At 64.6% G+C, this 22,160-nt stretch carries 26 protein-coding genes; 11 read left to right on the top strand and 15 right to left on the bottom strand.

The features are described 5' to 3' along the window. The first annotated feature begins 5 nt into the window (after nt 1-5). Genes rpiB through AAG591_RS03255 form a run of 4 tightly spaced genes read left to right on the top strand, consistent with a single transcriptional unit; the run spans nt 6 to nt 2,721 of the window. On the top strand, nt 6-455 hold the full coding sequence (gene rpiB / locus AAG591_RS03270; protein WP_342529532.1) for a ribose 5-phosphate isomerase B: 450 nt from the start codon (nt 6-8) through the stop codon (nt 453-455). Nucleotides 456-459: 4 nt separating this feature from the next. Then, nucleotides 460-1,782: a serine hydroxymethyltransferase gene (gene glyA, locus AAG591_RS03265; RefSeq protein ID WP_342529531.1), complete on the top strand. Its 1,323-nt coding sequence runs from the start codon at nt 460-462 to the stop codon at nt 1,780-1,782. A gap of 4 nt (nt 1,783-1,786) precedes the next feature. Further along, nucleotides 1,787-2,008: a hypothetical protein gene (locus AAG591_RS03260; RefSeq protein ID WP_342529530.1), complete on the top strand. Its 222-nt coding sequence runs from the start codon at nt 1,787-1,789 to the stop codon at nt 2,006-2,008. 14 nt (nt 2,009-2,022) lie between these two features. Further along, nucleotides 2,023-2,721: an RNA methyltransferase gene (locus AAG591_RS03255; protein ID WP_342529978.1), complete on the top strand. Its 699-nt coding sequence runs from the start codon at nt 2,023-2,025 to the stop codon at nt 2,719-2,721. On the opposite strand, the gene AAG591_RS03250 is transcribed toward AAG591_RS03255, so the two are convergent. Beyond that, nucleotides 2,718-2,990 carry a chorismate mutase gene (locus AAG591_RS03250; RefSeq protein WP_342529529.1) on the bottom strand — a complete coding sequence of 91 codons (273 nt, stop codon included), beginning with the start codon at nt 2,988-2,990 and terminating at the stop codon, nt 2,718-2,720. The genes AAG591_RS03255 and AAG591_RS03250 overlap by 4 nt on opposite strands. A 259-nt stretch (nt 2,991-3,249) precedes the next feature. Between AAG591_RS03250 and rpsD the strand changes: the two genes are divergently transcribed. Further along, the gene (gene rpsD / locus AAG591_RS03245) at nt 3,250-3,864 is read left to right on the top strand and encodes a 30S ribosomal protein S4 (RefSeq protein WP_342529528.1); all 615 of its coding nucleotides are present in this window, start codon (nt 3,250-3,252) and stop codon (nt 3,862-3,864) included. A 55-nt stretch (nt 3,865-3,919) separates the two neighbouring features. On the opposite strand, the gene AAG591_RS03240 is transcribed toward rpsD, so the two are convergent. After that, nucleotides 3,920-4,957: a hypothetical protein gene (locus AAG591_RS03240; protein WP_342529527.1), complete on the bottom strand. Its 1,038-nt coding sequence runs from the start codon at nt 4,955-4,957 to the stop codon at nt 3,920-3,922. A 47-nt stretch (nt 4,958-5,004) separates the two neighbouring features. On the opposite strand from AAG591_RS03240, the gene AAG591_RS03235 reads away from it, so the two are divergent. Continuing rightward, on the top strand, nt 5,005-5,961 hold the full coding sequence (locus tag AAG591_RS03235; RefSeq protein ID WP_342529526.1) for a TauD/TfdA family dioxygenase: 957 nt from the start codon (nt 5,005-5,007) through the stop codon (nt 5,959-5,961). Here AAG591_RS03235 and tgt read toward each other — a convergent pair. Then, nucleotides 5,958-7,082 (bottom strand): tRNA guanosine(34) transglycosylase Tgt, encoded by a 1,125-nt coding sequence (tgt, locus tag AAG591_RS03230; protein ID WP_342529525.1) that lies wholly within the window; start codon nt 7,080-7,082, stop codon nt 5,958-5,960. The two genes, AAG591_RS03235 and tgt, sit on opposite strands and share 4 nt — an antisense overlap. A 110-nt stretch (nt 7,083-7,192) precedes the next feature. Here tgt and AAG591_RS03225 point away from each other — a divergent pair, with 110 nt between their 5' ends. Then, nucleotides 7,193-7,702 carry a hypothetical protein gene (locus AAG591_RS03225; RefSeq protein WP_342529524.1) on the top strand — a complete coding sequence of 170 codons (510 nt, stop codon included), beginning with the start codon at nt 7,193-7,195 and terminating at the stop codon, nt 7,700-7,702. Between the two features lie 60 nt (nt 7,703-7,762). On the opposite strand, the gene AAG591_RS03220 is transcribed toward AAG591_RS03225, so the two are convergent. The 10 genes from AAG591_RS03220 to AAG591_RS03175 all read right to left on the bottom strand — a co-directional run bounded on the left by AAG591_RS03220 (nt 7,763) and on the right by AAG591_RS03175 (nt 15,447). Beyond that, nucleotides 7,763-8,317: an outer membrane protein gene (locus AAG591_RS03220; RefSeq protein WP_342529523.1), complete on the bottom strand. Its 555-nt coding sequence runs from the start codon at nt 8,315-8,317 to the stop codon at nt 7,763-7,765. Nucleotides 8,318-8,555: 238 nt separating this feature from the next. Further along, complete coding sequence (locus tag AAG591_RS03215; RefSeq protein WP_342529522.1) at nt 8,556-9,500, bottom strand: DUF481 domain-containing protein; 945 nt, start codon at nt 9,498-9,500, stop codon at nt 8,556-8,558. Nucleotides 9,501-9,518: 18 nt separating this feature from the next. Next, the gene (locus AAG591_RS03210) at nt 9,519-10,286 is read right to left on the bottom strand and encodes an ABC transporter permease (RefSeq protein WP_342529521.1); all 768 of its coding nucleotides are present in this window, start codon (nt 10,284-10,286) and stop codon (nt 9,519-9,521) included. Beyond that, the gene (locus AAG591_RS03205) at nt 10,283-11,230 is read right to left on the bottom strand and encodes an ABC transporter ATP-binding protein (RefSeq protein WP_342529520.1); all 948 of its coding nucleotides are present in this window, start codon (nt 11,228-11,230) and stop codon (nt 10,283-10,285) included. Before AAG591_RS03205 ends, AAG591_RS03210 begins: the two co-directional genes overlap by 4 nt. Nucleotides 11,231-11,291: 61 nt before the next feature. After that, nucleotides 11,292-11,912, bottom strand: a complete 621-nt coding sequence (locus tag AAG591_RS03200; protein WP_342529519.1) for a hypothetical protein — start codon at nt 11,910-11,912, stop codon at nt 11,292-11,294. After that, nucleotides 11,909-12,958 carry a tRNA preQ1(34) S-adenosylmethionine ribosyltransferase-isomerase QueA gene (queA, locus tag AAG591_RS03195; RefSeq protein WP_342529518.1) on the bottom strand — a complete coding sequence of 350 codons (1,050 nt, stop codon included), beginning with the start codon at nt 12,956-12,958 and terminating at the stop codon, nt 11,909-11,911. The genes AAG591_RS03200 and queA overlap by 4 nt, the downstream gene beginning before the upstream one ends. A gap of 33 nt (nt 12,959-12,991) precedes the next feature. Beyond that, a complete protein-coding gene (locus tag AAG591_RS03190) occupies nt 12,992-13,672 on the bottom strand; it encodes a peptidylprolyl isomerase (RefSeq protein ID WP_342529516.1) in 681 nt (226 codons plus the stop codon). Nucleotides 13,673-13,763: 91 nt separating this feature from the next. Beyond that, complete coding sequence (gene coaD, locus AAG591_RS03185) at nt 13,764-14,276, bottom strand: pantetheine-phosphate adenylyltransferase (RefSeq protein WP_342529515.1); 513 nt, start codon at nt 14,274-14,276, stop codon at nt 13,764-13,766. Then, nucleotides 14,273-15,199, bottom strand: a complete 927-nt coding sequence (locus AAG591_RS03180; protein WP_342529514.1) for a polyprenyl synthetase family protein — start codon at nt 15,197-15,199, stop codon at nt 14,273-14,275. The genes coaD and AAG591_RS03180 overlap by 4 nt, the downstream gene beginning before the upstream one ends. Beyond that, nucleotides 15,196-15,447, bottom strand: a complete 252-nt coding sequence (locus AAG591_RS03175) for an exodeoxyribonuclease VII small subunit (RefSeq protein ID WP_342529513.1) — start codon at nt 15,445-15,447, stop codon at nt 15,196-15,198. Before AAG591_RS03175 ends, AAG591_RS03180 begins: the two co-directional genes overlap by 4 nt. A 71-nt stretch (nt 15,448-15,518) precedes the next feature. Between AAG591_RS03175 and AAG591_RS03170 the strand changes: the two genes are divergently transcribed. From AAG591_RS03170 to AAG591_RS03160, 3 genes are all read left to right on the top strand, one after another. Beyond that, nucleotides 15,519-16,166, top strand: coding sequence for a hypothetical protein (locus AAG591_RS03170; RefSeq protein ID WP_342529512.1), 648 nt, complete (start codon nt 15,519-15,521; stop codon nt 16,164-16,166). 45 nt (nt 16,167-16,211) lie between these two features. Next, nucleotides 16,212-18,464 carry a phosphoribosylformylglycinamidine synthase subunit PurL gene (gene purL, locus AAG591_RS03165; protein ID WP_342529511.1) on the top strand — a complete coding sequence of 751 codons (2,253 nt, stop codon included), beginning with the start codon at nt 16,212-16,214 and terminating at the stop codon, nt 18,462-18,464. 187 nt (nt 18,465-18,651) lie between these two features. Next, on the top strand, nt 18,652-19,323 hold the full coding sequence (locus tag AAG591_RS03160) for a nitroreductase family protein (protein ID WP_342529509.1): 672 nt from the start codon (nt 18,652-18,654) through the stop codon (nt 19,321-19,323). Between the two features lie 90 nt (nt 19,324-19,413). Here AAG591_RS03160 and AAG591_RS03155 read toward each other — a convergent pair whose 3' ends face one another. Both AAG591_RS03155 and serB read right to left on the bottom strand, forming a co-directional pair. Then, complete coding sequence (locus tag AAG591_RS03155; RefSeq protein WP_342529508.1) at nt 19,414-20,265, bottom strand: Coq4 family protein; 852 nt, start codon at nt 20,263-20,265, stop codon at nt 19,414-19,416. Between the two features lie 77 nt (nt 20,266-20,342). Then, on the bottom strand, nt 20,343-21,122 hold the full coding sequence (gene serB / locus AAG591_RS03150; RefSeq protein ID WP_342529976.1) for a phosphoserine phosphatase SerB: 780 nt from the start codon (nt 21,120-21,122) through the stop codon (nt 20,343-20,345). A 97-nt stretch (nt 21,123-21,219) separates the two neighbouring features. Here serB and miaA point away from each other — a divergent pair, with 97 nt between their 5' ends. Then, the gene (miaA, locus tag AAG591_RS03145; protein WP_342529507.1) at nt 21,220-22,155 is read left to right on the top strand and encodes a tRNA (adenosine(37)-N6)-dimethylallyltransferase MiaA; all 936 of its coding nucleotides are present in this window, start codon (nt 21,220-21,222) and stop codon (nt 22,153-22,155) included. The last annotated feature ends 5 nt before the right edge of the window (nt 22,156-22,160 follow it).

Here is a 22,160-nt window from a genome sequence, read left to right as displayed (position 1 = left end):
CGGCCATGCGTATCGCGATAGCTTCAGACCATGCCGCGCTCGAAATGAAGGCGGCGCTTCACGAATGGCTCGTCGAGAAGGGGCACGAGGTCGCCGACCTTGGCCCGCACACCTCCGACAGCGTCGATTATCCCGATTACGGCTACAAGCTAGCCAGCGTCGTTGCCGACGGCACCGCGATGCGCGGCATTGCGCTGTGCGGGTCGGGCATCGGCATCTCGATGGCGGTCAACCGCAATCCGCAGGTTCGCTGTGCGCTCGTATCCGAACAGCTATCGGCCAAACTGGCGCGCGAACATAACGACGCGAATGTCATCGCGATGGGCGCGCGGCTGATCGGGATCGAGCAGGCCAAGGCCTGCGTGCAGACCTTCCTCGAAACCGCGTTCGCGGGTGACCGGCATCAGCGCCGCGTCGACAAGCTCTCCAACCCCCAGATCAGTGAAAGCGCCTGACACCATGGCCACTCAGACCGCGCCCAATTCCGCTCAGACCCGCGACCCGATGGACCGTTTCTGGCATGACAGCCTGGCGGACGCCGACCCTGAAATTGCCGCCGCGATCGACAGCGAGCTCAACCGCCAGCGCGACAAGATCGAACTGATCGCGTCGGAAAACATCGCCAGCAGCGCGGTGCTGGAGGCGGCAGGCAGCGTCTTCACCAACAAGTACGCCGAAGGCTATCCGGGCAAGCGCTATTACGGCGGCTGCGAATATGCCGACGTCGTTGAAACGCTGGCGATCGACCGCGCGAAGGAACTGTTCGGCTGCAACTTCGCCAATGTGCAGCCGAATTCGGGCAGCCAGATGAACCAGGCGGTGTTCCTCGCCATGCTGGAACCTGGCGACACCTTCATGGGGCTCGACCTCAATTCGGGCGGCCACCTGACGCACGGATCGCCGGTGAACATGAGCGGCAAGTGGTTCAATCCCGTAGCCTATGGCGTGCGCGAGGGTGACGAGCTGATCGATATGGACGCGGTCGCGGAAATTGCGCGCGAACATAAGCCCAAGCTGATCATCTGCGGCGGCACTGCCTATTCGCGCGTGTGGGACTTCCCAGCCTTCCGCAAGATTGCAGACGAAGTGGGCGCGATCCTGCTGTGCGATATGAGCCATATCTCGGGGCTCGTCGCGGGCGGTGCTCACCCCTCCCCCTTCCCGCATTGCGACATCGTCACCACCACCACGCACAAGAGCTTGCGCGGCCCGCGCTCGGGCGTGATCCTGTGGAATGACGAGAAGTACTCCAAGCCGCTCAACATGGCGGTGTTTCCCGGCCTTCAGGGCGGCCCGCTGATGCACATCGTCGCCGCAAAGGCGGTCGCGTTCCGCGAAGCTTTGCGCCCAGATTTCAAGGATTACGCCGCGCGCGTGGTCGAAAATGCCCGCGCATTGGCCGCCAGCCTCGAAGACAACGGGTTGCGGATCGTTTCGGGCGGGACGGACAACCACTCTATGCTGGTCGATCTGACGGCCAAGGACGTGACCGGGAAGGATGCGGAAAAGGCGCTCGATCGCGCCTACCTCACCTGCAACAAGAACGGCATCCCGTTCGACAAGCGCAGCCCCTTCGTCACCAGCGGGCTCCGCCTCGGCAGCCCCGCGGGCACGACGCGCGGCTTCGGCCCGGCGGAATTCACCAAGATCGGCGAGCTGATCGCACGCGTCGTCGAAGGCCTTGCCAAGAACGGGCCCGAGGGCGATGGCCAGATCGAAGCCGCCGTGCGCGCCGAAGTCGGCGAATTGTGCAGCGCGTTTCCCGTCTATCCGGGGAGATAAGACAATGAACAATAGTGATCCCGACAACGGGCAGGACTGGGTGGAAGACGCCCGCAACGAGCTTTCGGGCATGTTGAAGGAAGGGATGGAGCATCCCTCCACCAAACCCGTGCTGACCGGTGCCGCCGTCGGTGCGGTCGGTGCGATGCTTCTGCCGGTCATCACGTGGCCGGTCGGCCTCGCTGCCGGCGCAGGCTACATGCTTTACCGACGGATCAAACGCTGACTCCACCTCCTGCAATCGTCCTCGTCCGGCCGCAACTGGGCGAGAATATCGGCAAGGCGGCGCGCGCGATGGCCAATTTCGGCCTTCGCGAGATGCGACTCGTCACCCCGCGCGATGGCTGGCCGAACCCGTCGGCCGGGCCTGCCGCGGCGGGTGCGGATTTAATCCTCGACACAGCGAAGGTGTACGAAAGCACCGCCGATGCGGTGGCCGACTGCGCGCATGTTTTCGCGACCACGGTGCGCAAGCGGGGCGTGACCAAGCCTGTGCTGACGCCCGAGGAAGCCGCCGACGCAGTCCACGGCGAACCCGGGAAGAGTGCGATTTTGTTCGGGCCTGAACGTTCAGGGCTGGAGACCGAGGACGTTGCGCTCGCACGGACCATCGTGACGGTACCGATCGACCCCGAATTCGGGTCGCTCAACCTCGCGCAGGCGGTGATTCTGTGCGCCTACGAATGGTCGAAGCGCAAAGGGCTGGCACAGCCCCCGAAGGAAGACCTGCTGCCGCCCGGCCCGCAGGATGAACTCGACGGACTGATCGCACATCTGGAACGGATGCTGGAGCCCAAGGGCTATTTCCTGCCCGAAACGCGCGCCGAGGCGACGCGCCGCACGCTGCGCGGCGTACTGACCAAGCCGGGCTGGAACCACCTCGAACTGCGCACCTTGCGCGGGGTGCTTTCCTCGCTTGAGCGACAGCCGCGCGACTAGCTGCGCAGACGCTCCCACTCGACCATTTCGTAGGCGATGGAGGCTTCGACCAGGCGATCCCAGATCGCGGCAAGCTCTTCCTCGGGCAAGGCTTCACGCCGCGCATCTTCGCGCACGTTGTCGATCACCTGAGCCTTGCGCGCCTCATCGCGCACATGGCCGCGTTCGGGCTTGATCCGCGCCGCGGCGCGCATGTAGCCGAAGCGCACCGCAATCAGGCGCATCAGCTCGCGGTCAAGGCTGTCGACGCCGACCCGAACTTCGGCCATGGTTTCACAATCTTCGGGTGATTTCGCGGGGGTCATCATGCCGTGCCTGTGCCCTGCGCCCGCGTCCGTGTCGAGACCTTGACGATCCGGCCAATATTGATATGTGCGCGCTTCGCTTCGCGAGCTTTCCTTAAAAGCTTCACGAAATTGGCCCCGCATCCCGGTGAAGCGGTGGCCGCGACAGGTATCTGGCCTGTCGGTGCGATGCCGGGTTCAACGGCTGCGAATGGCGCAGTCCAGCAAATTGAAGGAATGGATTATGTCGAAGCGCAAGAGCGCCAAGTACAAGCTCGATCGCCGGATGGGCGAGAACATCTGGGGTCGCCCGAATTCGCCGGTCAACAAGCGTTCTTACGGCCCCGGCCAGCACGGTCAGCGCCGCAAGGGCAAGATGTCCGACTTCGGCCTGCAGCTTCGCGCCAAGCAGAAGCTGAAGGGCTACTACGGCGACGTCACCGAAAAGCAGTTCAAGCGCACCTACCAGGAAGCCGCGCGTATCAAGGGCGATACCGGTCAGAACCTGATCGGCCTGCTCGAACAGCGCCTCGACATGGTCGTCTACCGCGCCAAGTTCGCGCCGACGATCTTCGCCGCGCGCCAGCTGGTCAGCCACGGCCACATCACCGTCAACGGCACCAAGTGCAACATCGCGAGCCGCCGCGTCGTCGTCGGCGACGTGATCGGCCTGGGTGCGAAGGCGAAGGACATGGCGCTGGTCATCGAAGCGCAGAGCCTGCCCGAGCGTGAAATTCCCGACTACGTCGCGCCCGACGGCACCGACAAGGTGACCTTCACCCGCGTGCCGAAGCTCGACGAAGTACCCTACCCGGTCACCATGGAACCGAACCTGATCGTCGAATTCTATTCGCGCTGATCGGTCCGGCTACGGAACAGCAAGAGGGCGGTCCTGCGGGGCCGCCCTTTTCGTATCAGCCGAGCAGGGAGACCGGGTCACCGACAAGCGGCTTGCCGAGTGCCTCGGGCAGTCCTTCGCGATTGGCAGCCGCAGCCACCCATTTGCGGGCGCTGTCGATTTCCGGCGCGAGCCGGGCCATCGCCTCTGCTTCACGGGCAATGCGGACATCGGGATCGTAATCGAGCGCGGGGTTCTTCGAATATGAATGGAACAGCTCGCTCGCCGCGATAGCTTCGACCTCGCCTGGCTCCATTTCCACACCGAACAGGCGTGCGGCTGTGTCGATCACCGGGATCGGATCGTCGAACAGCCTTGCGGCGTCGAGCGACCGGACGTTGGGAAAGGCATCGATCAGCGTCTCGAACCGCTTCATCTGGCAAAACCACAGGGCCGCCGCCTTCTGCGCGGGATCTTCCGTTGGCAGTTCCTGGCACAGCGCGGTCTGACCGAGCCGCAGTTCCCCGAAAACACGCTCGGTCCAGTCGACATGACCCGGCGTCCGCATGATCGCAGCGACGTAGTTCGCCAAAGGGAAATGGAGGATCACGGCCGGCGCGTCAGGCTCCATCGCCATCAGATCGTGGGCGATGAAATTGACCGGAACGGTCGCCTTGACGATTGCCGGGCGATCCTCTTCCCAGCGCTTGCCCAGCAGATCGCGAACCACCGGCAGTAATTCGCGGCTTTGCGCAGGCAGGTCGCCTTCGCCACCCGCCGCCACACCCAGCCGCCTGAGCGCCGCCGGTTCGCGCAGCACGAGACTGCGCCCGGGATGGTCGAGCGCCCGCGCCAGCAAGGTCGATCCGCATTGGGCCACGTGGAAGATCCAGCCGAGCGGTCGGCGTTGTGGGGCGACCTGCCGGTAAGCCTCGGCAAGCTGCGGGATCGGGACCCGGAAGCTCTTGCGGTTCCCGTGCCGGATACGCCCGTCGAGGAAGATCGAACGCGCGATGTCCTGCCGCGTCATGGGCTGGAAAATGGCGAATGAATCGTCGAGCTCGTACAGGAAAAGCGCGGGATCGGCGAACAGCGCTTGCGGAGTGATAGCCATGGACGGCGGCCTAGCATGGGATCGGACAAACGGCTATCTGCCTGGCGATGCCGACACTCACGAACCGATCGGGCCCCGTGCCACCGCACACCATCCATTCGGACGGAGCGTCTCTGCAAAACGCGGATCGTGCGGAAATCAGGGCAGCGATCGAACGTCACGGCGCGCTTCTCCTGCGTGGATTTGCGACGACGGTGGAGAATTTCGGGGAGCTCGGCCTCGATCTGTGTTCGGCGCCCTCCTACAACGAAAGCCCCCATCGCGAGGTGTTGCAGGGCGACAGTTCGGTCCAGACGGTCAATCTGGGAGTTGACCCCTTCCCGCTTCACCCCGAGCTGTCGCGCGAGCCATGGCGGCCCGATCTTGCGATGTTCGCCTGCTTCGATCCGCCGGAAGTGGGCGGCCAGACCAACATCTGCGACGGGATTGCGATTGCCGAGAACCTGCCGGCAGAGCTGCATTCCGAGCTTGCAGATGCGAACCTGTTCTACATCCGCCCCGCGTCGCCCGAAATGCTGCGCTTCTGGCTCGGCACCGACACGCCGGACGATGCGCTGCTTAACAATCCGCCCGAGACGTGCCCTTACTGGTTCCGGCGGTCGGGCGACCGAATCCTGCGCGGGTTTACTCGCCCCGCGCTCGAGCCGACGCTGTTCGGCCATGGCAAAGCCTTTGCGAACTTCATCCTGTTTGCGCGCGATTACCTGCGGATGCCGAATATCCCGCTGCTGGATGGAAGGCCGATCTCGGACGACATGGTCGACGACATCCGCTCCACTGCCCGTGCGCTGACATATTCGCACGAATGGCAGCACGGCGACGTCGTGCTGCTCGACAACAGCCGGTTCATGCATGGCCGCAAGGCGATCGCCAGTGTGGAGAGCCGACGCATCGCGACGTTCTTCGGCTACCTGAAGGGGATCGAGCGACGCGAAGGGGAACCGCCCGATCCGATCTGGCGGCGCGAGACATTCATCCCGCCCGATCTTCCCGAAGGTACCTAGCCGAGATAGTCACGGCGAAAATCGGTTGCGAATGCGGCGAACCGATCCTGCGCGATCGCCTCTCGCATCGCGGCCATCAGCTGCTGGTAGAACCCGATATTGTGCTCGGTCAGCAGCATCGCGCCGAGCATCTCGCCTGACTTGATCAGGTGGTGCAGATAGGCGCGGCTATAGGTCGCGCAGGTGGGGCAGGTGCAGCGATCGTCGAGCGGGCCGGTATCCTCGGCAAAGCGGGCATTGCGCAGGTTGAGCGCACCGTTCCAGGTGAACGCCTGCCCGTTGCGGCCCGATCGCGTCGGCAGCACGCAGTCGAACATGTCGACTCCGCGCTCGACCGCGCCGACCAGATCGTCGGGCTTGCCGACCCCCATCAGGTAGCGCGGCGCATCGTCGGGCAGCTGGCCCGGTGCGAAGTCGAGTGTGGCGAACATCGCCTCCTGCCCCTCCCCCACCGCAAGCCCTCCAATGGCGTAACCGTCGAAGCCGATCTCGCTCAGCGCATCGGCAGAACGCCGTCGCAGATTCTCATTGAGCGCGCCCTGCTGGATGCCGAACAGCGCCGCCCGTTGCGCGTGCTCGCCGCCCGCATCGAAGGCGTCGCGGCTTCGTTTCGCCCAGCGCATCGACATTCCCATGCTCGCCTCGATCTCCGCAAGCGGACGGTCGGCGCGCGGGCATTCGTCGAACGCCATCACGATGTCGCTGCCGAGCAGGCGCTGGATTTCCATGCTGCGTTCGGGGCTGAGCATATGCTTGGACCCGTCGAGATGGCTGCGGAATTCTACGCCTTCCTCCGTCAGCTTGTTGAGGTCGGACAGGCTCATCACCTGATAGCCGCCGCTATCGGTCAGGATCGGGCGATCCCAGTTCATGAACTGGTGCAGCCCGCCGAGCCGGGCGACCCGTTCCGCGCCGGGGCGCAGCATCAGGTGGTAGGTATTGCCAAGGATGATGTCCGCACCCGCCGCGCGGACGCTTTCGGGTTTCATGCCCTTCACCGTCGCCGCGGTACCGACCGGCATGAACGCGGGCGTGCGGATATCGCCGCGCTGCATGCGGATCTTGCCGGTGCGCGCGAGCCCGCTGCGCGCAGAAATCGTAAAATCGAAACGTGTCGTCATCGGCCAGTCCGCTAGTGCAGCATCCGCTCTGAGTCGATGCATGCGTTCACGCATTGCTCACCGCTGGCGGGGCAAGGATCTGGCCCCAACGGGAAAGGGATTGCCCAACGATGTTCCGCAAGATCGCTGCCGCCGCCTGTCTGCTCGCCGTCGGCTCCACCGCCACCGCGCAAACACAGGCCCGCCCCTGTATCAGCGCGGCGGAAAACGAGGCGGTGGTTGCCTATGTCATGCCCGACCTGGTCGGAGCGCTGGAGAACCGGTGCGCGCGCGTACTGCCGGGCGATGCCTTTCTCGGCACGCGGTCCGGCGCGCTCAAGAGTCGGCTTCAGCCACAATCCGATCGGGCGTGGCCGCAAGCGCGCAAGGCGGCGCAAAGGATTACCGGTACCCCCATGCCGGTGGAGGGACCGCTCGCGAATATCGCGAAGAAGGCGCTCGCCCCGACCGCTGCGCTATCGATCGCGCAGGGTTTCGATGCCGAGCGATGCCGGATCGCGGATCGTCTGCTGGCGGAACTGGCACCGCTGCCGCCCGAAAATCTTGCGCGGGTGATGGCGCTGTTCATCGAACTGGGCAGCGCGACGAGCGAGGAAGTGCCGTTCCGCGTTTGCTCATGATGCAGGAAAGGGGCCGCCCGCCCTCCCGGACAGGCGACCCCTTTCGTCAGGCTCGAGCGCTTAGAAGCGGAAGCCGACGCCTGCCGTCGCGCGCAGCGTGTCGAACGAAATCGTGTCGACATTGACGCGGAACATGGCCTTGCTACCGATCGGAACATCGACGCCACCGCCGACGAGGTAGTCGCCAACGGTATCGTCGAGCCCGGCGGGGATCGCCGATTTGTCGACGTTCAGCATGTTGGCGTAGTCGAGTTCGACCCACTGGTAGCCGCCACGGACATAGACCTTGGTGCCGTTCTGGGTGCGGTAGCCGAGACGGGCCGAGGCGCCGTAATCGGAATCGATTGCGTCGGTCCCGATGCTGAGGTTGCCTTCGGCGCCGATGAAAATGCTGTCGCTGACGGGAAAATCGACCGAAGCGAAGCCGCCGAAGATCGGGCTGCCATCATCGACTTCCACGCCCGTGAGGTCGTAGACTTCGTCCGAAATGCCCAGATCGTGATAGCCGGCGGTGACACCCAGGGTCACTTCAGCCGGGGTCGCGTCCTGCGCGAAGGCAGCCGAGGGAAGCAGCGCGCCTGCAAAGGCGGCCGCGATGAAATAAGCGGGTTTCATTTTAGTTGTTATCCTCACCTAAATACCGCCTTGATGGCGATAGCCGCCATTTAGTGCTGGCTTAGAGGTTCGGCAATTCTGCACGAATAGCGCATTCGCTTTGCCCCGCTTCTGTGGCGGGCGAACAACAGTTTGATTAATCAAGCGGAAAGGTAGAAAATTCCCCTGTGAGAGACCGATCTACTCTTCCCGTCTCGTTTGGCCGAAATAGCCTTTATCTTTCCAACACTTGTCGGCGTCAGAAGCCGTAGACGAGAGAGAAGCGCGTCAGCGTGTCGGTCTTTTCGGCGCCCGGGCCGGGATTGCTGTCGTACTCGATATTGTAAGTCAGGCGCGACCGAAGACGATCGCTGACCTTGAAATCGATCCCGCTGGTCAGGTTGAGCGTCGTGTTCGCGCTATCGACAACCAGCAGCGCTTCTGTCCCCGTCTCGGCGACCGCGTTGGCATCCTGCGTAAAGGTGACGCGGTCCGCGATTTTCCAGTCGAAATCGGCACCGAACAGTCCGGCGAGGCGATTGATCGTCTCACCCGTGGTGCGCTCGGTCACGCGGTAAGCCGGGCCCGCCTTGACCGAGAGTGTGGCTGAATCGCTATCGAGAAGCTTGTAGCCGATGCCGCCCGACACGGCATAGCGATTGTAGAACCCCTGGAATCGGTCGCGTTCGTATTGCGTCAGACCATAGGCGAAAATGTTCTCGTTTATCTGGAAGCGCGGCTCGTAGGCGGCAAGGAACTGCTCGCGGCTCGTTACCCCGCTGGAGCGCTGGAAATCAGCGGTACCGCGCAGCGCATGGGACCAGCGAATGCCGTCGCGCTTGAGCTTCACTGCGAGCGAGAGGCCCATGTCATCGCTGTTGCCGGTGGAAAGGAAGGCGCCGATCTGCCCTTCCCCGCTCCACATGTCGAACATGCCGGCTTCGCGGATTTCCTCCTTCTTCTTCGCCTCCGCAAGCCGTTGTGCTTCCGCACGCTCTTTGCGCCAGGCACCCGCAATCGCCTCGATCTCGTCGGCACTGTCGGGCTGGGTCTGCTTGGCGAGTTCGATCACCGTCTCGATCTTCTTCGCATCGCCCGTGGCCATCGCTGCATCGATCATCGCCTGCACATCGGGCGGAATTTGCGCGACGGAGGGTGTGGCGATCAGGCAGGCGCCGGCGAAGACGGAAGCGGGTCGGAACATGGCGCGAAAGCTAGCGGCTCAATCGCGCAATCGCCAGCCTGTCTTGAAGATGTAGGCGATAATGGCGGTACAGATCGCGAGGAACGCCAGCGTCAGCGAAAGCGATAGCCAGATGCTGACATCGGCGGACCCATAGAACGTCCAGCGAAGACCGCTGACGAGGTAGACGATCGGGTTGGCCAGCGCGATGGTGCTCCACGGCGCGGGGAGGTCCGCAATCGAGTAGAACGTGCCGCCCAGGAAAGTGAGCGGGGTCAGGATCAGCATCGGAATAATGCCCAGCTTCTCGAAACTATCCGCCCAGATGCCCAGGATGAAACCAAACAGGCTGAAGCTTGCTGCGACCAGCAGGATGAAGACGAAGGCGAAGAATGGGTGGGCGATTTCGTACGGGACAAAAATTCGCGCGGTCGCCATGATGATCGCCGCTAGGATCAGGCTTTTGGTTGCCGCCGCGCCGACGAAACCGACCAGCGTCTCGCCCACGCCCACCGGCGCGGAGAGCAGTTCGTAGATCGTGCCGGTGAAGCGCGGCATGTAAATACCGAAGCTGGAATTGCTGGTGGTTTCCCCGAGCAGCGTCAGCATCAGCAGGCCGGGAATGATGAAGGCACCATAGTCGACTGAGCCCATATCGGGCATCCGATCGCCGATCGCACTGCCAAAGACGAGGATGTAGAGCGATGTGGTGAGCACCGGGGCGAGGACGGACTGAAACGCCGTGCGCAGGAAGCGCCACAGCTCGCGCCGGTAGATCGACCAGGCGGAACGCGCGTTGAAGATCATGCCGCCTGCTCCTCTTCTTCGCCGAGCAAGGAGACGAAAATATCCTCCAGGCTGCTTTCGCGCACATCGATGCCGACATAGTCGATCCCGCTCGCGATCAGCGCCTTGGTCAGCTCGGCCACTTCCTCGCGGCCCTTGCCCGTGCCGTCGCCGCCGCGATAGCAGATCGACCGTCCGCCATCTTCCAGCTCGACCGGGAAGGAAGCGATGGCAGGCGGCAATGCGTCGAGCGGTTGTGCCAGCATCACATGCGCCTCGGTCCGGCCGAGCCGCGCCATCATGGCATCCTTCTGGTCCACCATCAGGATCTTGCCGCCGCGGATGATGCCGACCCGGTCGGCCATCTCCTCGGCTTCCTCGATATAATGTGTGGTCAGGATCACGGTGACGCCGCGCGCGCGCATCATGTCGATCTGGTGCCACATGTCCTTGCGCAGTTCGACATCGACGCCCGCAGTCGGCTCGTCGAGGAACAGCAGGTCGGGCTCGTGCGCCATTGCCTTGGCGATCAGCACGCGGCGCTTCATGCCGCCCGAAAGCTCCATGATGCGATTGTTTCGCTTGTCCCACAGGCTCAGCGAGCGAAGGATCTCCTCGATCCGTGCAGGATCGGGCGCCAGGCCGAACAGCCCGCGCGAATATTCGACAGCATGCAGGACAGGCTCGAACATGTCGGTGGAGAGTTCCTGCGGCACCAGCCCGATCCGTGCGCGCGCCTGCCGCCAGTCCTTCTGCAGATCCTGGCCGAAAGCGCGCATCGTGCCGCTGGTGGGCCGCACCAGCCCGCAAACCGCGCCGATCAGCGTGGTCTTGCCCGCGCCATTGGGCCCCAGCAGCGCGAAGATCTCCCCGCGATTGATCGTCAGATCGACATCGTCGAGAGCCTTGAGGCCCCCGGAGTAAATCTTGGTGAGGCCGGAAAGCTCTAGGATCGGTTCGGACATGGCGGGCAATTTGGCGCAGCCGGCAAGTTTTACAAGAGAACCTGTTTGCCTTTGTGCGGGCCTATTCGTCTATCCCAGCCTTCTCCGCACGCTCGCGCAGCTGCGCGAGGCCGCGTAACACCTTGGCGCGATTGGTGGATGCCTTCATCCAGCGCGGCAGCTTCGCCATCATGGTGAGGCCCGGCTGCGGCCCGCGCTCACGCACTTTTGCACCGAGCCAGTCCTCCAGCGCATCGAGATGGGCGAGATTTTGGACCCACAAGGTTTCGCCCGCCACTTGTGTGGCGAGGAACAGCGGCGGCCCTGGTTCATACCCGAAGCGCTGCGTGGTCCAGCCGGGGCGGGCCGGATAATCGTCCGTCTCTCCGCAGTGAGGGCACCGCACCTGCAGGAAGAGCTCGCCGTCCTTCGTGCGCGCTGTCGGGCGATCCTCGTTGCCGATCGCTTCGCCGCAATGGGTGCATTTCTGCTTCGAGGAAGCGGGTGTTGCCCATCTATTGTTCGACGGTTTGCGGCTCTGGATCGTGGTGTGGCCGCAATGATTGCAGTTGACGCCGTGGTTGTCCTTCTTCGCCGCCTTGTCGCACTCGGGGCAATGCACCCAGATAACCTTGCCGAAACTCCAAAGCCGTCCCCCCGGGTCCTCTGCGCGGTGATGGATGGGAAGGTCTCGCTCGGTCATCGTGGTGGCAATAGTAACGAGGAATCGCCGTAGGAATAGAAGCGGTAGTCGTTCGCGATCGCGTGCGCGTAAACCTCCATCATCCGCTCGCGCCCCATCAGCGCGCTGACCAGCATCATCAGGGTCGATTTGGGCAGGTGGAAATTGGTCATGAGCCCGTCCACCGCGCGGAAGCGATAGCCCGGGGTGATGAAGATATCGGTGTCGCCGGAGAATGGCTGGATCGTGTCGGTTTCGTCCGCCGCGCTTTCGAGCAGGCGCAGGCTGGTGGTGCCGACCGCGATTACCCGGCGGCCTTCCGCACGCGCCGCGTTGAGGCGTGCTGCTGCCTCGGCGCTGATCTCGCCCCACTCGGCGTGCATCTTGTGCTCGGTGGTGTCGTCGGCTTTCACCGGCAGGAAGGTGCCCGCGCCGACATGCAGCGTCAGCGTCTCGCGACCGATCCCTGCTGCATCGAGCCGCTCGACGAGTTCGGGGGTGAAATGCAGCGCGGCGGTGGGTGCGGCGACCGCGCCCGCCTTGTCGGCGAACAGCGTCTGGTAGTCTTCCGCATCGCGCTCGTCCGCGGCGCGGCGCTGTGCAATATAAGGCGGCAGTGGCATGGCCCCTGCCCGGTGGAGGAGAACTTCGACCGGCTCCTCGCCAAGGAAGGCGAGCGTCCAGCTGCCATCCTCGCCGCGCGCCTCTGCGATCGCGGCGACACCTTCGGGAAACTCGATCCGGTCGCCTTCGCGCAACCGCTTGGCATTGCGGACGAAGGCCTGCCAGCGGCGCGCGTCGATCCGCTTGTGCAGCGTCGCGCCGATGGCCGCGCCGCTCGCGCCTTCGCGCACACGCTCGCCTTCGAGCCGGGCAGGAATCACGCGGGTGTCGTTGAAGACGAGGATATCGCCCGCGCGCAGCAGATCGGGCAGGTCGCGCACTTGCTGATCGGCGAAGGGCGCGTTGCCGTCGACCACCAGCATCTTCGCCGCATCGCGCGGGCTTACCGGGCGCAGCGCGATCCGGTCTTGCGGAAGCTCGAAATCGAAGAGGTCAACGCGCATCGTAAAGGCCGCTCGCGCGCAGGTTGGCTGCGATCACTCCCCGGCGGGAGCGGTCAGGTCGGTTGCGGTGATCGAAGCCGGGTTCGAGGCGGCGATTTCCTGCGGGGTCGGCGCGGGCTTGTTGTCCGACGCGATAGAGGCCTGCACGATGCGCGTGGGATCGCGCGGCGGCTCACCCCGGTGGATCGCATCCACCGCATCCATGCCCGCGATGACGCGCCCGAAATTGGTGTATTTCTTGTCCAGGCTGAAGCGCGGGTAGAAGACGATGAAGAACTGGCTGTTCGCGCTGTCTTCGGCCTGCGCACGCGCCATCGAAACGGTGCCACGCACGTGCGGCATCGGATTGAATTCCGCCTGGAGGTCGGGAAGCTCGGACCCGCCCTGCCCGGTGCCGGTCGGATCGCCGGTCTGCGCCATGAAGCCTTCGATCACGCGGTGGAAGATCACCCCGTCGTAAAAGCCCTGGCGGGCCAGCGTCTTGATCCGCTCGACATGCTCCGGCGCCCAGTCGGGCATCAGGCGGATGGCCACGCGCTTGCCGTTGGAAAGGTCGAGAAACAGGATGTTATCGCGATCGTCCTGCAGGTTGTAGTCGATCGTCGCATAGGCCGATGCAGGGCGCGGTGCCGGTGCGGCCTCTTCGTCCTGCGCGATAGAGGGCGTTGCGACCAGCACTGCCAGGGCAGCGGCGGAAAGAATGTTCTTGAGCATGTTTCTCACAGGCGAATTTCCTAGGATCACCGGCGCGATACAAACCGTGCGCTGTCGGTGCAATGAACGATTTGGTTCGCAGGCGGTCGACCTAGAAGTCGCCCTTCACGCCGATCTTGTTGACCCGCTCTGCCACATCGTCGCGCACGGCGGGGCTGACGAAGGCACCGATGTCTCCCCCATACAGCGCGATCTCCTTGACCAGCTTCGACGCGATCGGCTGAAGCGAGACGTCCGCCATCAGGAACACGGTCTCGATCTCGTCGTCGAGCTGCTGGTTCATTCCCGCCATCTGGTATTCGTATTCGAAGTCCGCGACCGCCCGCAGCCCGCGTACGATCACGCTGGCCCCTTGCGCCTTGGCGAACTTCATCAGCAGCGCGTTGAACCCGACCACCTCGACATTGGCGAGATTCATCGCCGCGACCTCGCGCTTGACCATCGCAAGCCGTTCGTCGGTATCGAACATCGGGTTCTTGGAGGGATTGGTGGTGACCCCGATGATCAGCCGGTCGACCAGCCGCGACGCGCGGCGGATGATATCCGCATGCCCGCGCGTGATCGGGTCGAAGGTGCCGGGATAGATGCCTATGCGTTCGGTCAACGATCTCGCTCCACAATATACCGCGCCAGATCGCACAGCACGCCCGCATCCTCGCCGTAATGCGCGAGGTGGCCGCAGGCCTGGTCGATCAGCGCCTTTGCCTGGCTGCGCGCGGCGTCGGCGCCCATCAGCGAGACGAAGGTCTGCTTGCCCTGCTCGTCATCCTTGCGCAGCGCCTTGCCCGCCTTGTCCTCGTCGCCTTCGTGATCGAGCAGGTCGTCCACGATCTGGAAGGCGAGGCCGATGTCGCGCGCATAGCTGAGCAGCGGCGCACGCGATTCAGGCGGCACCCGGCCAACGATCGCGCCCATCTCCACGCTCGCGGTCAGCAGCGCGCCGGTCTTCAGCTGTTGCAGCCGGGTGATCGTGTGCAGATCGTAGGTCGCGCTGTCGGCGGCCATGTCCATCGCCTGACCGCCCGCCATGCCGCTCATCCCGCTCGCCTTCGCGAGACAGCGCACCAGTTCGGCCTGGATGAACGGATCGGAACTCACGGATCTGTCGGTCAGGATATCGAACGCAAGCACGTGCAGCGCATCGCCCGCGAGCACTGCCGTCGCCTCGTCGAACGCCTTGTGCACGGTCGGCTTGCCGCGGCGCATGTCGTCATCGTCCATGCACGGCAGATCGTCGTGGATCAGCGAATAGACGTGGATCGCTTCCACCGCCGTACCCGCCAGCACCGCCGCTTCGCGCGAAACGTTGAACATCGTCGCCGTGGCGACCAGCAGCAGCGGGCGCACGCGCTTGCCCCCGCCGATGGCGGCATGCCGCATCGCTTCGACCAGCGGGGCGCGGGTATCGTCGGGGACCGGCAGCCATTGATCGAAGGCCGCGTCCACATCCGTGCGGATCGTGGCCAGCGCCATGCGCAATCGCGCGCCAGGTGTGTCCTCGAAATCCATCTCAGGCACCTGGCTCATTCCGCGCCATCGAAGGCCTTCGTGCCGGTGGGCTGGCCTTTTGCGTCGAGCACGATCGCCTCGATCCGTGCCTGCGCCGCATCGAGCCGCGCCTGACAATGCGCGCGCAGCTTCTCGCCGCGCTCGTAAAGCGTGATCGACTGGTCGAGCGGCACTTCGCCGTCTTCCAGCTGCCGCACGACTTGCTGAAGGGCCCTGAGAGCTTCCTCGAAGCTCATGTCCGCGATGTTTGCTGCATCCTCTGCCATTGCGCGCGAGCATTGACGCGGCTCCGGTGGCGGGTCAAGCAAACGCACGCATCCTTTGGGGGGAGAAGCGCATGTTTATCGGTCATTTCGCGCCTGCGCTGCTGGCGGCTGCCGTCACGCCGCAGCGGCCAAGGCTCGGCATGTACTTCATTGCCGCGCAGCTGGTCGACTGGGCGTTCTTCGCACTGCTGCTGCTTGGGGTGGAAAACATGCGCGTGGTGCCGGGGATCACCGCGATGAACCCGATGGACCTGTACCACATGCCCTATACGCACAGCCTCGTCGGGAGCGCGTGCTTCGCCATCGGATTCGCCGCCATCGTGTGGCTCGCAACGCGCGATCGAAGGGTGAGCCTGCTGGCCGGACTGGTGGTGCTGTCGCACTGGTCGCTCGATCTGCTGGTCCACCGCCCCGACCTGACCATTGCAGGCGATCCGCCGAAATACGGCGTCGGGCTGTGGAACTATCCGGCGATCGAGATGCCGCTCGAATTGCTCCTCACCTTCGGCGCGCTGGCGGTGTTTCTGGCGCGCACGCGCGGCCCCGCCCTGCCCGCCATCGTCCTGGGTGCGGTGCTGTTGCTGGTCCAAGCGATCAACTGGTTCGGGCCGGAGCCTGAGGCGGTCACCCCTGCACTCTCCTACACCGCGTTCTTCGCCTATGGCCTGACCACCCTCGCCGCGTGGTGGCTCGGGCGCACGCGGCGTGCGAAACCCTAGCACCGGGACTGGCGCTGGCGCGCGGAGCGGTTTAAGCGCGCCCGCATGGCTACTACCACATCCGAGATCACCCCAGACATCGTCGAACAGCACGGGCTGAGCCCCGAGGAATACGAGCGCGTATTGAGCGCGCTGGGGCGCGAGCCGAACCTGCTCGAACTCGGCATATTCTCGGTCATGTGGAGCGAGCATTGCTCGTACAAATCCTCGCGCCTGCACTTGAAGAAGCTGCCCACCGAAGCGGAGTGGGTCATCTGCGGGCCGGGTGAGAACGCGGGCGTGATCGACATCGGCGACGGACAAGCTGCGATCTTCAAGATGGAGTCGCACAACCACCCTTCGTATATCGAACCCTATCAGGGCGCGGCGACGGGCGTTGGCGGCATCCTGCGCGACGTCTTCACCATGGGCGCGCGACCGGTGGCGAACGCCAACGCGCTGCGCTTCGGGCGGCCCGACCATCCCAAGATGAAGCATCTGGTGCAGGGCGTGGTCGCCGGGATCGGCGGCTACGGAAATTGCGTGGGCGTGCCCACCGTTGCGGGCGAGACCAATTTCGACCCGGCCTATGATGGCAATATCCTGGTCAACGCGATGACCGTTGGCGTCGCCGACGCGGACAAGATCTTCTATTCCGCCGCGACGGGCGTGGGCAATCCGATCGTCTATGTCGGCTCCAAGACCGGGCGCGACGGCATCCACGGCGCGACCATGGCGAGCGCGGATTTCGAGGAAGACGCCGAGGCCAAGCGCCCCACGGTGCAGGTCGGCGACCCCTTCACCGAAAAGCTGCTGATCGAAGCCTGCCTCGAACTGATGGCCACCGATGCGATCGTCGCGATTCAGGACATGGGCGCGGCAGGGCTGACCAGCTCCAGCGTCGAGATGGCCTCCAACGGCGGCGTTGGCATTCGGCTGAAGATGGACGACGTGCCGCAGCGCGAAGAGGGGATGACGCCCTACGAAATGATGCTGAGCGAAAGCCAGGAGCGGATGCTCATGGTCCTCAAGCCCGGCAAGGAAGAGATGGCGCGCGCCATCTTCGAAAAGTGGGAACTGGACTTCGCGGTGATCGGCGAAGTGACCGATACAGGCCGCATGGTGCTCGACTTCGAAGGCGAGACCGTGTGCGATATTCCGCTCGGGCCGCTGGCCGACGATGCACCGCTGTATGATCGCCCCTACCTGAGCCTTGAGGAATATACTGACTGGGCGAAGATTACGCCCATGACTAACGTACCCGACAGCGCGGATGTGGGTGCGGACCTGCTCACGCTGATGGGCAGCCCCGCCCTCGCCTCGCGCCGGTGGATCTTCGAACAATACGACCGGCAGGTGGGCGCGGATACGCTGCAGACCGGCGGCGATGCGGGTGTGGTGCGCGTGCACGGGACGAAGAAGGCGCTGGCGATCAGCACCGATTGTACCCCGCGCTATGTCTATGCCGACCCGTTTGAGGGCGGCAAGCAGGCGGTGGCCGAAGCCTACCGCAATCTGTGCGCGGTCGGCGCGAAGCCGCTCGCGATCACCAACTGCCTCAACTTCGCCAACCCGCAGCGCCCCGAGATCATGGCGCAGATCGTCCACGCGCTGAACGGCATGGGCGAGGCGTGCCGCACGCTCGACTTCCCCGTGGTGAGCGGGAATGTGTCGCTCTACAACGAAAGCAAGGCGACCGGCGGCGGTTCGGCGATCCTGCCCACCCCGGCCATCGGCGGGGTCGGGCTGGTTGCCGATTACGACAAGCTGGTGAACATCGCTTTCAAGAACGAAGGCGACGCGATCTACCTGATTGCGCCCGAGTTCTGGGCCAAGCCCGATCCGGTCCGCTCGCACCTCGGCAAGTCGCTGTGGCTCAAGGAAGTTCATGGCCGCGACGAGGGCCGCGCGCCGCCTGTCGATTTGCTGGCAGAACGCGGCGCAGGCGAGATCGTACTCAAGCTGATCGACGAAGGCCTGCTGAGCGCGGTGCACGATTGCTCCGACGGCGGGCTCGCCGTGACGCTGGCCGAAATGGCGCTCGCGGGCGGGATCGGCGCAGAAGTCACCGCGAACGAAGCCTACACCGCTGCACAATGGTGGTTCGGTGAAGACCAGAGCCGCTACGTCGTCACCGTCAGCCCGGACAAGGTCGAAGCCTTCAACGCGATCGTCGCCGAAGGCCCCGAAAGCGAAGCCGCCGCGCTGGTCGGTTTCCGGCGTCTGGGCACGGTCGGTGGCGACAGCCTGCTGGGCGTGAAGGTCGATGAGCTACGCGCTGCAAACGAGGCGTTCTTCAAGGAGTGGATGGAAGAGTAATGGTTGTCCCCTCTCCCCAGACGGGGAGAGGATACGAAGGCTTGGCGCTGTAAGCGCCTAGCCGCGGTTGGAGAGGGGAGTACCACGAGCCGATGTCGAGCGCCCCTCACCAAGCTTCGCTACCTCCTTGCAGGAGCAAGCTGTGCTATCCTCTCCCCGCACGGGGAGAGGGAATTAGGCGGACAGAATGAGCGAGCCGCACCTGCCCTTCCCCGCGCTGCCCGAACTGACCGACGAAGAGCGCATTGCGCGCGCCCGCGCCGCCTACGAGCGGCTCAAGACGCGCCATACCTGCCGCAGCTTCACCCATGCGCCGGTGCCGCGCGAGGTGATCGCGGCGGCGATTCAGGCGGCGGGCACCGCGCCCAATGGCGCGAACCATCAGCCGTGGCATTTCGCTGCGGTCTCCTCGCCCGAGAAGAAGCGCGCGATCCGCGAAGCCGCGGAGGCGGAGGAGCGGGCGTTCTATGCCGGCAAGGCGAGCGACGAATGGCTCGATGCGCTCGCCCCGCTGGGCACGGATGCAGACAAGCCCTTCCTAGAAACCGCGCCGTGGCTGATCGTGTGCTTCGCGCAGCGCAAGGGCGGGATCGAGGAGGATGGACAGACGCAGAATTACTACGTCACCGAAAGCGTGGGGATTGCCTGCGGCCTGCTGATCGCGACGTTGCACGAGGCGGGGCATGCCACGCTGACGCACACGCCATCGCCGATGGGGTTCCTGCGCGAGATCTGCGGGCGGCCCGAGTGGGAGAAGCCGCTGATGATCGTCGTCGTCGGCCATCCTGCGCCCGACGCGACCGTGCCCGAACACGCGACGCGCAAGAAGCCGCTGACGCAGATCGCCAGCTGGCTTTGAATGGCACCTGAGACCCAGCGAAAGCTGGGACCTTCTCACAACGGAGTGCTCTTGCCGATGCAGGTCCCAGCTTTCGCTGGGACTCACGGGTTAGGCGGCGGCGGGCACCCCGCCCTCGACCTTCTCGGTGCCGAGCAGATCGTAGGGGTCGATCCCTTCCTCGCGCCACACGCGGTGGCATTCGCGGTACCAGTGCGGCTCGGGAATGTTCAGCTTCGCGCGCGCTTCCTGCAAATCCATCGCCAGCAGCTCGCGGATCGACATCTCGACCAGCGGCGGGCACGCGGTGCCGGTCTTCTGTGCCTGGCGGACGGCGCGGAACACAGGTGCCTTGCTGCCCTTCACACCGCGCTTGATGTTGTACGCACCGGCATAGCCGATCAGCAGGTGGCCGTGGCTCGGCTGCTGGCCGTGGGTGAACAGCAGGACGCATTGTTCGCCCAGCGCATCGCGGCCGTATCCGGTCAACACGTGCATCAGGTCGTGCGTGTCGCGGTTGCGGAAGCCGAACCATTCGACGAGGTCGCCGAACTTGCGGCGGCCCAGCTTGTCCGCTTCGGCCACCAGTCCGGCAGCGGACAGGCCTTCGCTTTCCATGAAGTCGCAATAGGCGTGCGCCACCGTGCCCTCGGGCAGTTTGCGCAAGGCCTCGTGATCGTCGAGGATCGGCGGCAGGTACGGCTCCTCGGCCCGCAGGCGTTCGCCGTGCTCGCTCAATACGAGCCGCCTCACGCGAGGCATGAAGCTTTTGTGCGGCAGAGCTTCGAAGATGCGGAAGACGTGGGAGGTATCCTCCTTATCCTTTAGCAGCTCGCGGAAGTGATGATAGGCGACCAGCGGCCGGTACTTGGGGATCACCCGGTCGGGATGGCGCAGCGGGGTTCCGTCGCGCGCCGTTTCGACCGAAGCCGAGTGATCGGAGATGGTAGTAATATTGGTCATGGGACTTTCCTTACTGACAGGAATGTCAATAAGTCCTGAACGAGCCCGTTTCAAGCCCCCTTTTTTCGCGCGGGACGCTAGCGCATCACCCACTTATCCCGCTCGATGCCGAGCAGCAGGAGGAGCGCGGTGAGGTCGTCAATGTCGATCCAGCCATTCGCGGCGGCGCGGGTCTTGGGCTTCGCCTTGTAGGCGATGCCGTAATCTGCCGCGACGATCATTGGCGTGTCGTTCGCGCCGTCGCCGATCGCCAGGGTGCGCGCGCCCTCGCCCAGCCTGGCCGCTTCTTCGGCGAGAGTGGCTTTCTTGGTCGTGCTGTCGCAGATCGGTTCCTGCACCTTGCCGGTCAGCTTGCCGTCCGCGATCAGCAGGCGATTGCCGACCACCCGGTCGAACCCGAGCCGCTCCGCAACCGGATCGGCGAAGCGGTGAAAGCCGCCGGTCACCAGCACGCTATGCGCGCCGTGCGCTTTCAGCGTCGCGATCAGCGTGGCGGCACCCGGCGTCGGAGAAATGCGTTCGTCGAGACAGCGCTGGATCGCGCCTTCGTCCAGCCCTTCAAGCAGACCGACCCGCTCCTTCAGCGCACCTGCAAAATCGAGTTCGCCGCGCATCGCGCGCTCGGTAATTTCGGCCACGCGCGGCTTCACGCCGGCGAAATCGGCGAGTTCGTCGAGACATTCCTGCCCGATCATCGTCGAATCCATATCGCTGACGATCAGCCGCGGAACCTCGATAAAGTCGTCGGCAAACAGCGCAGCCTGCGGTGCAAGGTGCTGTTCGACCAGCGGCGCGACCACCTCGCGGGTCCCCTCAGGGATTGCGATCTCAAGAACTTCGCCACAGAATTCCAGCATTGCGGCGCTGGCGAGCGGCTGCCCCGCCTCGACCAGCGCATTCTCCAATGCACTCAGGCTTGCCTCATCGGGCACTGGCTCTGCTAGGATGCGGACGATGAGCACTGACGAAATCTCCGGGGATACGCGAAAACCGCTCGCGCTCATCGCAGGGCCGACCGCCAGCGGCAAGAGCGCGCTCGCTCTCCGGTTCGCGGACACGCTGGCGGCACAGGGCCGCAAAGGCGTGATCGTCAATGCCGACAGCGCGCAGGTCTATGCCGACCTGCGCGTGCTGAGCGCCCGCCCCTCTCCCGAAGAAGAGGCGCGCGCAGAGCATCGGCTGTTCGGTGCCTGGGATGGATCGCAGGCGTGCTCTGCCGCCGAATGGGCCGATGCCGCCAAGCGCGAGATTGTCGACATCCATGGCGCGGGCAACGTGCCGATCCTGGTCGGCGGGACCGGGCTCTACATCCGCACGCTGCTCGACGGGATCGCGCCTATCCCCACGATCCCGGACCATGTGCGCGACGCCGTGCGGGCTTTGCCGACACCCGACGCATACGCGCAACTCGCGCTCGAAGACCCCGCAAGCCACGCGAGGCTCGACCCGGGCGATTCGCAGCGCATTTCGCGTGCGCTCGAGGTGGTGCGCGCCACGGGCCTGAAGCTGGGCGAATGGCAGAGGCGGCTTGAGGGCGGAATTGGCGATTCAGTCGCGCTGAATCCGGTCATCCTGCTGCCCGAACGCGAATGGCTCTATCGAAGGTGCGATGCGCGATTCGAGCAGATGCTGGATGACGGCGCAGTGGCCGAGGTCGAGGCGCTGCTGGCGCGCAAACTCGCTCCAGATCTTCCGATCATGCGCGCGATCGGGGTACGCGAAGTCGCCGGGTGGCTACGCGGCGAATGGTCGCGAGAAGAGGCGATCGCCAAGGGTCAGCAGGCGACGCGGAACTATGCCAAGCGACAATATACCTGGCTGCGCCATCAGCCCCCGTCGAAATGGCCGAGAGTGACGTTCGCGGACGAGGCGCTGGCCCTGCTGGAGTAAGGGCC

Source organism: Citromicrobium bathyomarinum, from assembly GCF_038594485.1.
GTDB classification, from domain to species: Bacteria; Pseudomonadota; Alphaproteobacteria; order Sphingomonadales; family Sphingomonadaceae; genus Alteriqipengyuania; species Alteriqipengyuania bathyomarina_A.
Note: the sequence above shows the minus strand (reverse complement) of the source record. Positions and strands in the feature narration are given on the sequence as shown.